Below are 12,915 nucleotides of genomic sequence, written 5' to 3' on the forward strand. Positions count from 1 at the left end.
AGTATAAAGGGTTAGCCCCGCTGTAAGTGAAATTTACAGTTTGGCTAAACCCTTTTATTTTTTTGAAGAAGGTATGAAAAATTACACCTATGTCCTAATACTCAGAAAATACGAAATAAACCGTTGAATTTTGATTGAAAACAAGTATACTTATAGTTAGCTTCTAAAATTTCGTTCATGACATACACATGTACCTTTCATAATAATAAATTGAAAACGTTACCATTGGGAGCTAATACTACATATAAAAGGGGTATGTACATGAGAAAGATGAAAATAGTAGGGATGGTTGGAATTTTATTAAGTATGGTCCTTGTCCTTGTAGCTTGTGGTGGAGAGGCTAAGAATATTGCAATTGGACCAGCTGGAAGTGCGACAAATACAGTCTCAAAGCTTATTCTGGATTCTTACGGTATTGAAGAAGGAGATTACAATGCATATGAAGAGGGATTTGGAGATGCTGCAGATGGAGTGCAGGATGGAAACATTGATATTTCTATCGGTATTCTAGGTTTACCTGCTGCAAGTATTTCTAACCTACAAGCATCAGCAGGTGATGTGAAGATGTTAAGTCTGTCGAAAGATGCAATTGCACATATCGAGGAAAATAGTGCTTACAGAGAATTTACGATCCCGAAAGACGCTTATGATTTCCTTGAAGAAGATGTTACGACGGTTACAGCTTATGCAATTCTAATGGGGAATACGGATACGATAAGTGAAGAATTAGGTTATGAATTAGCAAAGGTAATGATTGAGAATTCTAGTGAAATTAGCCATGCACAAGGTGCTCAAATGACACTTGATAATGCATTAAATGGTTTAGAAGATTTACCAATCCATCCAGGAGCTGCAAAATATTATCAAGAACAGGGCTTAGATTTCGATAATCCAATAGCTGAATTAAATGTTTCTGATCAGCCATCTGAATTAGTATTAGGAACAGGTAGCTCTGGTGGAACCTACTATCCACTAGGGGGAGAAATGGCAACAGTTTGGAATAATAACATTGATGGAATCAACGTAACCAATAGAGAAACAAGTGCATCCTTGGAAAACTTAGCAGCAATGCGTGATGGTAATATGGATTTAGGAATGACTGTCCATGGTCCAGCAATAGACGCTGTTAAGGGACAAGGAGATTTCAATGAACCAATAACAAACGTAGCATTTATTGGTCATATCTATCCAGAAATCATCCAAATCGTAACACGCGAAGCAACAGGTATTGAAAGCTTTGAAGATCTAGCGAAATAAGTTATATGTAAATAGGAAAGGGGGTCTTTCTAAAAGGAGATCCCTTTCTTTCTAATGAAACATGATAGGATGTGGTTGGATGAAAGAAAATCATGAAAACAAGCACGTTCAAAACGAGCAAATTGATGCGAAAGAAATCCTTGAAAAATATGACAAAGAAAGTAATTTTCGCGTAAAGCTTGGTAAATGGGCATGGGTTGTAACATTTTTAGGCGTTTCACTCACTGTTTTTCATTTATATACTGCCTTCACTAGTGTTCTACCCTCACAACAACAAGGTGCAATTCACTTAGGTACCGCACTTGGAATTATCTTTTTATTATTTCCTGCAAAGAAAGGATTACAAAAAAAGCAAAGGACAGTTCCGTGGTACGATGTTCTCTTGGCATTCGTTGCTATGTATGCAGGCTACCACAAGATTATCTTTTATGATGACCTTACACTAGCAACCATAAATGGATATACCACACTAGATGTTATCGTATCCATAATCGGTATTTTATTATTACTGGAGGCTACTCGTCGTACGGTTGGGGTACCAATTGTCATTGTAGCTAGTATCATGATTCTGTATACAATATTTGGAAATTTAATTCCTACAAAGGTGTTATCCCACGCAGGATTTGCAGTGAATGATATGTCCACAAATCTATGGTTCCGTAGTAGTGGTGTCTTTGGAACACCAATTCAAATATCTGCCAAGTTCATTTTCCTATTTCTATTCTTCGGAGTCATCCTTGTGCACACGAAGATCGGGCAATTCTTTAATGACCTTGCACTATCTCTAACCGGGAGATACACAGGTGGTACGGCAAAAACAGCTGTTGTTGCCAGTGCCATGACTGGTATGGTATCGGGGAGCTCTGTAGGAAATACTGTATCTTCTGGTTCATTCACCATACCAATGATGAAAAAGTCTGGATTTAAACCGGAATTTGCAGCTGCAACGGAGGCTTCTGCATCTACTGGGGGCCAACTTATGCCACCTCTAATGGGGGCAGCTGCATTTATCATGATGGAATACTTGTCAGTAGATTATTCAACCATTATGCTTGCGGCGATTATACCGGCAATTCTTTATTTTACTGGTATTTTCATAGGAACACACTTTGAAGCGAAAAAACTTAAAATTCATGGTCTACCAAAATCAGAGCTTCCAAGTTTCCGGAAATTAATGATGAAAAATGGATTCATGCTTCTCCCATTAATTATTATTGTCGGAACCATATTAGCAGGCTTTACACCACAACGTGCAGCATTAATGGGAGTTGTTTCTGCATTTCTTATTAGTTTTATTCGTAGAGAAACACGAATGAATCTCAGACAAATTGTTGAGGTTTTTGAACAAGGTGCGCGAGTTGCCCTTCCAGTTATCGCGGCCTGTGCTACTGCAGGTATTATTGCTGGTGTTGTTAGTATTACAGGATTGGGTACAAAATTCGCAGCTGGTATTATTGCATTATCAGGTGGGATCTTACCATTTGCGCTGTTCTTTACGATGATTGCATGTATTATTTTAGGCATGGGATTACCGACAACAGCAAATTATGTTGTAACAGCAACAATTGCTGCGCCAGTTCTCATCAATGAATTTGGTGTTGCAGCAATAGCAGCACATATGTTTGTTTTCTATTTCGGTATTGTGGCTGATATTACACCACCAGTTTGCTTGGCAGCGTATGCGGGTGCGGGTATAGCTAGGGCAAATCCGTTTAAGTCGGGGGTAACTGCTGTTAAACTCGCCATAGCCGCCTTTATCATTCCGTATATATTTATCTTTAATCCGATATTAGTATTAGTAGATGTAACACCAGTGAAGTTAATCTTTGCACTGACTACCTCACTAATAGGAATGATAGCAGTAAGTAGTGCAGTAATTGGTTTCCTAGTTCGTAATTCAAGAGTTTGGGAACGTCTTGTATTATTTGTAGGTGGATTATTAATGATTTATCCAGAAATAATCACAACTATTATCGGACTTGTCATGATGGGGACTATTTGGTTCATTCAAAAGCAACGAAAAGATGATAGTGGAGAATTGGAGTTAAGAGCTACAGTATAATATTATGACATGGGACGGGGAGAGTTATGCTCCTCGTCCCATTTTTGTTTTTATATTGATACAATCTCCATTATATATTGAAATCTAAAATATTTTAGGAACGAAATGCATCTTTTTAATGTCTAATAAGCAGAAGTATTTATATAGTTGGCCAACTATTGTAGTAAAATGAATGCGAGAGGAGGGAGCCTATGTCTATTTTTAAATCTAATAACAAAAGAATAGATGAGCAGACCTTTGAAACCTTGGTTGTTAGTGAACAGAAAAAGTTATATAGAATTGCGTACACTTACGTGAAAAATGAACAAACAGCCTTAGATATAGTACAGGAAACGATCATTAAAGCATATAAAGCTTTTCATAAATTGTCTATTTTCTACTTGGATAACAAGAATTCTAATCAATACCTCCCTCGATTATATAAAACGTTCTATTGATGTTATTCCGTTGGATGTTGAATGGTATCGAACGGGCATTGATGAGGAAAGCAATGCCATTATGTCAATGGACTTAGCTTCAGAATTCGAAAGTTTACGACCTAATCAAAAGACATTACTTTTACTTCGATTTTATTACGGATATTCGATTCCAGAAATTGCAGAAATAGTAGAAAAACCTGAGGGGACAGTAAAATCCCAATTACATAGAACACTTCAAGTCCTCAGGAAAAAGTTAACGAATGGAGGAGATGTGTATGGAGAAGCTTCAACATGAGATTAGTAGTATGGTAGATGACATTCCGGTCCCTGATTTAAAGCTAGACGAGACGGTTCAGACTGCTTTAATCAAAGCTAGAAAACAGGGTAACCAAACAATGTTTAGAAAACAAAATATAATTGCAATCCTTGCATCTGTTTTTGTAGTGGCTTTCGGATTAATGTTGTTACAATCTTTTCAGGAAACGGCGAGCGGGGATATTGGTAATAAAAGTATTTTATTCCAGCAAGGTGATGTCGGACTACAAAGAATGGTGACAGAGGGGCATACTCAAGAACTTGGATTGGAAGAGGAAAATGAAGGTTTAAAAGTAATTCTAGAAGAGAGTTATGTAGATAATCATCAGATGGCTATTTCCTTTCGACTGGAAACAGAAAATGCGATAGAATCCTTACCCAAACTAACACAAATTACATATGAGTTGTTTGTGGATGGGAAACCCCAAGGTGAGGGAATTAGTTTTTTTAATACGAAAGAATTATTAGCAAATGGAGAAAGGTTTACTTTTGAACATACAAAAAATATTGAAGCACATTCAGAATTAATGCTTCAAATAACAGAAATTAATGGAGTACAAGAAGAATGGAGCTTTATATTTGATTCGGAAAAGCAAACAGAATATCTTGTGCTTAAGGACATACCTAGTAAAGAGGATGATTTAGGGAATTCGTTCGATGTGAGAAATGTTGAAATGACTCCCACTACTTTAAAAATCAATGCCAATACTGATTTATTGGTAGATAACTCTATAAGTGGTTATAAAACTTTTCATATTGAAGTAATTGGAATAGGCGAAGATGGTGAAATGTTTCTACCAGAGTCGGTTAGTATATCAAGTTATGTTGATTCAGAAGTCAATTTTTCTAGAGTTGAAAGGTTTTATGATTTGATTAAAGTTTCACGAGAAGCAAACCTTTATTCATATAAGATCATTCCCTATATCGTAACCCAGCAAGGAGTAGAAGTTAAAGATGAACATGGGAAAGGTTTTATAGCAAATGAGCACACCACTCCATTTAAAGAAGGAGAAATAATTGGTTCCAACTCGGAGTTTAAGGTCGAGAGTATTAAACATGAGAAAGATGCTACAATCGTAACCTATGAATTGAGCACTTCAATACCTGATTTTCCTAGGATTGTTAATAAGGAAAAAGATGAATATACTTATGCAGTTTCCTATAAAAATAATGGAGACAAGGTAGAGGTTACATATCCTAGAGTGGCTGTAGATAAGAAAACAAAATTCCTAATATACGATGCAAGTTATCAAGTCTTTCCGGAATTGGAAACACAAATAGATCTGAAGTAATCGTAAGAAGATGTGGAGTATTTTCCGCATCTTCTTTTATTTGCAGATAGAAATAACCTTCCCACCAAAATCAGAAAAACAAACACATGAAGTGCTTGTATTATCATATTGCAAAATTACTCAAGGAGAGCACTCCTATTCTTCATTTTACCCACAATCCTAGCATTGATGTATGGTAAAAGCATGACATAAAAAACTAGTCCTGATTCGACAAAATCCTATTATTTCCGAGGAAATAATAGGATTAAAGTAAGTGGCAATCGACTAAAAACGGCCTCATACCAACCATACTAGTCCCAGAGTAAACTACTTATTTCTCTAGCAACTTATTAACTAAACCACGGAATCTAACTTTTTCCCTCTCAACCTCCAATATGCTATAGTAATGTCAGTAACCATTCGGAAGGGGTAACAACTTTGGGGCTTGATCAACATGTGTACAAAGAAAATCAATTATATAAATTTTTATTGTTATCAGGAATCATACTTATAGCATTTAACCTTCGACCAGCCATTACTTCTGTTGGTCCATTAATGAGTACGATACGAGACGATGTTGGTTTATCCAACTGGAGTGTAGGGTTGTTAACAAGTTTACCTCTAATTGCCTTCGCGATTATGTCACCTTTTGCTGCAAGACTAGGTAATAGATTTTCGAATGAGCGTGTTATGTTATGGGGATTATTTTTCCTCTTAATCGGTATTTCTGTTCGATCAATATCCATGATAATTTTGCTGTTTGCCGGAACGTTATTAGTTGGTGTTGGGATTGCGATTTGTAATGTTCTATTACCTGGAGTAATTAAAGATAAGTTCCCATTAAAAGTAGGTTTAATGACCAGTATTTATTCAACAGCAATGAATATTTTTGCAGCGACGGCTTCTGGTGTGAGTGTTCCACTGGCTAGTGGGTTGGGCTTAGGATGGCAATTTGCTTTACTTGTATGGGTCATTCCTGTCGTTCTTGGTATCGTCGTATGGATGTATGTGACAAAAAATAGTAAGACAACTACAAAAGAAACACCATTTTTAACGGATAATGATACAAATCTTTGGAAATCTCCATTAGCATGGCAAATAGCATTATATATGGGATTGCAGTCATTCTTATTTTATGTGACAGTTTCTTGGTTACCAGAGATTTTACATTCAACAGGTATGAGCATGGAGACCGCAGGATGGATGTTGTCATTTACACAGTTTATCGGGTTGCCAGCCAGCTTCATTGTTCCAATGCTAGCTGGGAAGTTTGCATCTCAACGTATGATTGTAATAGCCTTGGGAGGATTTTCTGTTTTAGGATTTTCTGGGTTGTTACTTGGCTCCTCACCTATAGCGCTGTTCATTAGTATTATCCTAATCGGACTCGCCTTGAGTGGAACCTTTGCCTTGGCGCTTACATTCTTGGGGCTACGTGCTAGAGATGCTAAACAGGCTGCGGCACTATCAGGAATGGCTCAAGCTTTAGGGTATATCCTTGCAGCTGTTGGGCCAATGTTTATCGGATTTTTATATGATATTACTCTTGATTGGACAGTTCCGCTAATTACGTTAATTATTGTTGCAGTGTTAGTCGTACTTTTTGGTTTAGGTGCAGGAAGAAATAAATTAGTTTAAAGGAGAGTTAATAATGAAAAAACTATTACTGACAGGATTTGAGCCATTCTTGGAATTCCCTATTAATCCAACAAATGAAATAGTAACTACCTTACATGGTAAAACAATTGGTAGCTATGAAGTTATTGGTGAGGTATTATCCGTAGACTTTCATAAGTCAGGAGAGCAATTATTAGAACTGATTGAAAAACATGATCCAGACACGGTTATATCCCTAGGATTAGCTGGTGGTAGAAATTGTATAACACCTGAGAGGATTGCCATTAATTGTAATGATGGCCCAGTAGACAATAACGGATATAAGCCAAATGGTGAAAAAATAGAACAAAGTGGTCCAGATGCATACTTTTCGAAACTTCCTATCTATGAAATCGTACATAAATTAGAGGAATCCGGATATCCGGCAAAAATATCGAATACGGCTGGTACATACTTGTGTAATAATGTGATGTATCACGGACTTCATTATTTTAGCCAACATAAGATAGATCGTCCATCGGGGTTCATCCATATACCAGCTTCACACAAGTTGGCTTTAAAGAAAAACATACCAAGTTGGTCTCAGGATGATTTGACGGAGGCAATTAAACTTGCAATTAGCTGTATGTAAAGGGGGATAATATGGCACATCCAAAAATAAAAGTGGAGGCATCGACATACGAAAAGACCTTTAACTTTCTGTCTGTTCTTATCATAATAGGAACTTTTGGTTATACCTTTTATATGTTTAGTAGCTTACCGGATCAAATTCCGACACATTTTAATGGTGCAGGTGAGGCAGATGGATGGGGGAGTAAGACAACGGTAATATTTTTACCCGTCTTAGTTATATTACTATTCATTGGTATTTATATCCTTTCTAAGTTTCCTCATATTTTTAATTATCCAATTAAGGTTACAGAGGAAAACGCATCAAGGGTATATCAAATTGCTCGCCAGTTAGTAGCCATTATTAATTTTGAAATAGTGGTGCTCTTTACCGTCTTACAAATAAAAATTATTCAGTCTGCTAATACTGGAGTTTCGAATATCTCACCTATTTTTTCTGTTCTCTTCATATTTATACCATTAATCACATGTATCGTGTTCTTTATTAGATTAGATAAGGCTGAAAAATAGACAAAAAATATTTCATTTTCTCCATTGCTTTCGATACTCAAATATATTAAAATTACCTAGTTAATGAATAATTGAATGTGAGATGATGAGAATGCCAAGGTATATTTGGCTTTTAGCGATTGCTACAACCATTAGTGTAACTGGTGGTTCTTTTTTATGGCCACTTAATACGATATACATGCATAATGAATTAGGGAAAAGCTTAGCATTTGCAGGGTTTATTTTAGCTTTTAACCAAGGTGCTAATATTATTGGAAACTTAGTTGGTGGTGTTTTGTTTGATAAGTTTAGTGCCTATAAAACAATTTTATTAGGAACTATTCTTTCAACTGGAGCTGCTGTTGTTTTATCCTTTAACCACGATATTTGGACATATTCTATTTGTCTATTAATTATAGGTCTTGGTTCTGGTATTACGTGGCCAGTGATGTTCGCCATGGCGGGATCAGTTTGGCCAGAAGGCGGAAGACGTGCCTTCAATGCTATTTATGTTGCACAAAATTTAGGTGTTGCACTTGGAGCGACGATCGGTGGATATGTAGCTAGTATCTCGTTCGATTATATCTTCATCGCCAATGCATCCTTATTCTTTGTCTTTACAATGATTGTTATTTTCGCATTCCGGGGTATGGATGAAGAGAAGAATCGTCATATGCATACAACTGTTTTGGAGCAAAGAGGTAAAATCAAAGATAAATCAGCATTTACAGCACTCCTAATTTTAAGCGGTGGATTTTTTGTTACATGGTTTGCCTACAGTCAGTGGCAATCAACTATTGCATCCTATACACAGGATATTGGTGTGCCACTCGAACAATATAGTGCACTTTGGGCCATCAATGGATTTTTAATTGTCTTGGGCCAACCACTATTAAAGTTATTTACCGATAAAGTCACTTCACCGAAAAAGCATATATATATCGGTGCAACAATATTTATATTCTCTTTTGTGATTGCCACGTATGCAGAAGCATTTACCATGTTTGCAACAGCTATGGTAATTCTTACGATTGCAGAAATGCTAATTTGGCCAGCTATACCAACATTGGCAAATGAACTAGCACCACAGGGTAGAGCAGGATTTTACCAAGGATTTATCAATAGTGTAGCTGCTGCAGGAAGAATGCTAGGGCCATTCTTAGGTGGTCTGGTAGTTGATTTATTTAATATAGAAGTTTTATTCTATGGATTACTCGTTATCTTATTTATTCCATTCCTAACAACAAAACTGTATGATAGAGGTATACATTCAGAGCAAATTTCTGAAAAACAGGCATAAAGGAGTTTTACGATGCGGGACATTAAGTTAATTGCATTAGATATGGATGGTACCTTATTAAATACAGACCATAAGGTTGATGATCGTACGAAAGAAATTATACAGAAGGCCATGACTAAAGGTGTGCATGTTGTATTAAGTACAGGAAGATCATTTGGTACCTGTTATCCTATTGCAAAGGAACTAGAACTCACATCTTACTTAGTTACATGTAATGGTGGAGAAATTTGGACAATGGAACAAGAATTACTAGAACAGCATTTAATAGATACAGAGGTATTGGAAAAGCTTTGGATTTTAGGTGCTGGACTAGGTGTGCACATGTGGATTATTTCTACAGAGGGCTTCTATCATGGTGAACGTCCTGAAAACTTCTATGACCATAAATGGTTAAAAATCGGTTTTGAATCTACTGATACCGATAAATTGGATCAACTAATTAAGGAAATTTCATTGCTCGGTGATTTTGAGATAACGAACTCTCTACCAACTAATATTGAAGTTAATCCTCTGGGTGTAAGTAAAGCAAGAGCACTTCACCGTGTATGTGAGGAAATAGGTATTACAATGGATGAGGTAATGGCGTGTGGAGATAGCTTAAATGATATTAAAATGATTCAAGAAGCTGGTCTCGGTGTCGCAATGGGAAATGCACAAGAAGCAATTAAAAAAGTCGCGAATCATGTGACAGATACCAACAATAATTTTGGTGTTGCAAAGGCTATTGAAAAGTTTGTACTTTAAGGTGTTGACAAGTAATTCCAAGGTCCCTTTCATTCAGCTCAAAAAAAGAGTATAATGGTATTACAACGATGAAAGGGGATGCTGTCATGTCTTTTTCAAGAGGACCTAAAGAGCCAGTCCCAGAAGTTGAAACAACCATATGGGCATGCACCAGCGATGAGTGCAAAGGTTGGATGAGAGAATCATTTAGCTTCAACCAAGAACCAGAATGCCCACTATGTAAATCCACAATGACACAAGAAGTACGCGTACTACCAGAAGTAAAATAAGGACAACATAACTATAATACCCAAATAAGCACCCCCAACAACTCAACGGGGGTGCTTCCTTATAGTTATTGTATAGAAGTTATTTAACGAGATTGAATAGATGGGGTTTTGTAAAGGGAATAAAATTACATATCTGCTGTATTCGGGTTGCGTACAACATTAGAAAGTACTACTAATCTTAATATCCAAATGTAATAATAATGTTAGAATAATTCACCACTTAGCCCACCTATACATAAATTAGACTATAATATTTTAATTAAAAAAGGATGTGTCTTTTTGCCAAGTAAAATAGGTTACTACGTCAGTGGAAACACAGCAGAAGGCTTTGTGAATTTTCTATCCACCAACACTCCCAATTTCCATCACCACATAATCCTAAAGCATCCATCCAATAAAATAAAAACAACCATAATCAATGAAATCATAAAAAAATATGAATCAGATCACGATATCGAAGTTCTTTATAGCTCCATTGGAAAAGAATATTTAGAAGGGGTCATTATTCGTGATAAAAAAGTAGCCATTATAGATGAAAAAATTGCAACAGCAGACTTATCTGGCTCATTTGAAATCGACCTATCACTATTTTTCGCCCAAGATATAACGAATATAGATTTATCAACAGACATAAACAAAATCACTCAACTCACGCAAAACGCTTATGATAATTTTAGAACTGGATTAAAGGTTCATGATGATTTAGAAGAAGTCTACATTAAGGAAATGAATTTTGATGCTGCTAATAAACTTGCTGATGAATTTATTGATACATTATTGAAGTACGTTCCTAAGCAGAATAAGGAAGCTACGGTAGTTCATCGTTTATTTGGTACGAACACAAGAGATGGTGTCGTCAATGTTGTACCAGAAATATTGAGCCAATTATCAAAGAAATACTTTATCAAAGGTCGTGCTGGAACCGGTAAATCAACCCTTATGAAAAAAATAACGGCAGCAGCCCAAGAGCATGGCTTTGATGTTGAACTTTATCATTGTAGTTTCGACCCTAACAGTGCGGATATGGTGTTAATCCGAGATTTAGAATTCTGTATATTTGATAGCACAGATCCTCATGAATTTTTCCCAAATGGACCGGGGGAAGAGGAAATAGATATGTATGAAAAAACCGTAACCCCTTGTACCGATGAGAAATATGAAAAGGAAATAACGGAAATAAATTCACGTTACAAATCATATATGAAAAAAGGTGTTGTCGAACTAAAAGCTGCTGGCGACATCATTAATAAGATAGAACAGAAGTTTACAATGGATCCACGAGAAATAGAGAAAATTACATCATTTATTTCTGGAAAAATAATTGAATAAACTGTGGTTCTGTGGGCGAATAAAGACTTACAGGGCTTTTTCCCTAGCTAGGGACCTTTTGACTAAAAACAGTCAGTAAACTTAAATTTCTCTTGTATTTTGTTATAATATCATGTAAAATAAATTAACTGAAAATTATGAGAAGATAAATAACGGGAGGTGGAAAACGTGATATCTGTAAAGATGCTAAAGCCATATTATATAAAGGCAGACGATCAGTTTGTCCGAATAATTTTGGCGTATCAATACTTTTCAGTCGTGATTAATAAAATAGTATATCAATTTATTCCAATTGAAGGTAAAGAAATTCGCATCAATCGCAGAACACGAAAAGTAGAAAATGTCGGTAGTCGTTTTGCTTTTCAAAAAGGTAAAGAAATTATTTATTTGACGATGACCGAACTAATTACACTTCCCGATTTTCTAACGCAATTGCACAACATTGCCAAACCATATTATAATACAGGTCAAGAAATTAATGAGGTTAATGCGGAAATTGAACTTGTAATGGAAGAACTTGTAAAGATAAATATAAAACGTTTAATAGATAAAGCACTTGACGAACGCGACGAAGAAACGTTTCGCAAACTCGTGAAGCTGTTATGAACCAAAAGAAGTATGCCCTAATACCTAAAATTTAGGTGGGCATACTTCTTTTGGTTCATCTTTAAATATATATGTTTAATAAATAGATTATGGGGTACTAAACATATAACAAATAATATTCCACTTGAGGTATTGGGGGAAATAACAATGGTTACAGTTAAATTATTAAAGCCCTATTGTATAAAGACTGATGCTGAAAATATTTATGTTATTTTAGATGAAGAGCATTTTACTATTTCCATCCAGAATGAATCATATCAATTTATACCGATTAAATCGAAGGAATTTATAATAAATAGATATACGAAAAAAATTGAGAACCTAGATGCAACATTTGCGTTTAAGAAAGATGATAAAATTTTTCATCTTTCCATGAGTGAATTAATCAATATTCCAGATTTTTTAATTAAATTATACTTCCTAACAAAATCCCATATTAATTATGATAGAGAAGAAAACATGAATGATAATATTGATGTCATTATGGATGAATTAGAACATCTCAATGTGAAACGATTAATTGATAGAGCCTTGGATGAACGTAATGAGGAAGCATTTTATGATTTGATTACGATGCTGTAGTTCACATGACATTCGATTTTCTGTG

14 protein-coding genes are annotated in these 12,915 nt (G+C 35.7%); all 14 read left to right on the plus strand.

The features are described from left to right. Positions 1–261: 261 nt before the first annotated feature. The 14 genes from TY11_RS02705 to TY11_RS02765 all read left to right on the plus strand — a co-directional run bounded on the left by TY11_RS02705 (position 262) and on the right by TY11_RS02765 (position 12,890). Positions 262–1,257, plus strand: a complete 996-nt coding sequence (locus tag TY11_RS02705) for a TAXI family TRAP transporter solute-binding subunit (RefSeq protein WP_231495760.1) — start codon at positions 262–264, stop codon at positions 1,255–1,257. Positions 1,258–1,336: 79 nt separating this feature from the next. After that, positions 1,337–3,319 (plus strand): TRAP transporter permease, encoded by a 1,983-nt coding sequence (locus TY11_RS02710; RefSeq protein WP_042142594.1) that lies wholly within the window; start codon positions 1,337–1,339, stop codon positions 3,317–3,319. A 191-nt stretch (positions 3,320–3,510) separates the two neighbouring features. Continuing rightward, complete coding sequence (locus TY11_RS20785; protein WP_052345701.1) at positions 3,511–3,756, plus strand: sigma factor; 246 nt, start codon at positions 3,511–3,513, stop codon at positions 3,754–3,756. Then, entirely contained in the window at positions 3,752–4,033 is a 282-nt protein-coding gene (locus TY11_RS20790) for a sigma-70 family RNA polymerase sigma factor (RefSeq protein ID WP_231495769.1), read from the plus strand. Before TY11_RS20785 ends, TY11_RS20790 begins: the two co-directional genes overlap by 5 nt. Continuing rightward, positions 4,014–5,345, plus strand: a complete 1,332-nt coding sequence (locus TY11_RS02720) for a hypothetical protein (RefSeq protein ID WP_042142596.1) — start codon at positions 4,014–4,016, stop codon at positions 5,343–5,345. Before TY11_RS20790 ends, TY11_RS02720 begins: the two co-directional genes overlap by 20 nt. A gap of 417 nt (positions 5,346–5,762) precedes the next feature. After that, positions 5,763–6,962: a CynX/NimT family MFS transporter gene (locus TY11_RS02725; protein WP_081755809.1), complete on the plus strand. Its 1,200-nt coding sequence runs from the start codon at positions 5,763–5,765 to the stop codon at positions 6,960–6,962. 13 nt (positions 6,963–6,975) lie between these two features. Beyond that, positions 6,976–7,572 (plus strand): pyroglutamyl-peptidase I, encoded by a 597-nt coding sequence (locus tag TY11_RS02730; RefSeq protein WP_042142598.1) that lies wholly within the window; start codon positions 6,976–6,978, stop codon positions 7,570–7,572. Positions 7,573–7,583: 11 nt separating this feature from the next. Beyond that, on the plus strand, positions 7,584–8,081 hold the full coding sequence (locus TY11_RS02735; protein ID WP_042142600.1) for a DUF1648 domain-containing protein: 498 nt from the start codon (positions 7,584–7,586) through the stop codon (positions 8,079–8,081). Between the two features lie 91 nt (positions 8,082–8,172). Continuing rightward, complete coding sequence (locus tag TY11_RS02740; protein ID WP_042142602.1) at positions 8,173–9,360, plus strand: MDR family MFS transporter; 1,188 nt, start codon at positions 8,173–8,175, stop codon at positions 9,358–9,360. Positions 9,361–9,372: 12 nt separating this feature from the next. After that, on the plus strand, positions 9,373–10,104 hold the full coding sequence (locus TY11_RS02745) for a Cof-type HAD-IIB family hydrolase (RefSeq protein WP_042142605.1): 732 nt from the start codon (positions 9,373–9,375) through the stop codon (positions 10,102–10,104). A gap of 86 nt (positions 10,105–10,190) precedes the next feature. Continuing rightward, a complete protein-coding gene (locus TY11_RS02750) occupies positions 10,191–10,373 on the plus strand; it encodes a cold-shock protein (protein WP_042142607.1) in 183 nt (60 codons plus the stop codon). A 279-nt stretch (positions 10,374–10,652) separates the two neighbouring features. Next, positions 10,653–11,702, plus strand: coding sequence for a hypothetical protein (locus tag TY11_RS02755; RefSeq protein WP_042142609.1), 1,050 nt, complete (start codon positions 10,653–10,655; stop codon positions 11,700–11,702). A gap of 168 nt (positions 11,703–11,870) precedes the next feature. Continuing rightward, a complete protein-coding gene (locus tag TY11_RS02760; RefSeq protein WP_042142610.1) occupies positions 11,871–12,308 on the plus strand; it encodes an IDEAL domain-containing protein in 438 nt (145 codons plus the stop codon). Positions 12,309–12,455: 147 nt separating this feature from the next. Then, positions 12,456–12,890, plus strand: a complete 435-nt coding sequence (locus TY11_RS02765) for an IDEAL domain-containing protein (protein ID WP_042142611.1) — start codon at positions 12,456–12,458, stop codon at positions 12,888–12,890. Positions 12,891–12,915: the final 25 nt, after the last annotated feature.

It is taken from the genome of Paucisalibacillus algeriensis (assembly GCF_000577245.1).
In the GTDB taxonomy this organism is placed as follows: Bacteria; Bacillota; Bacilli; order Bacillales; family Amphibacillaceae; genus Ornithinibacillus.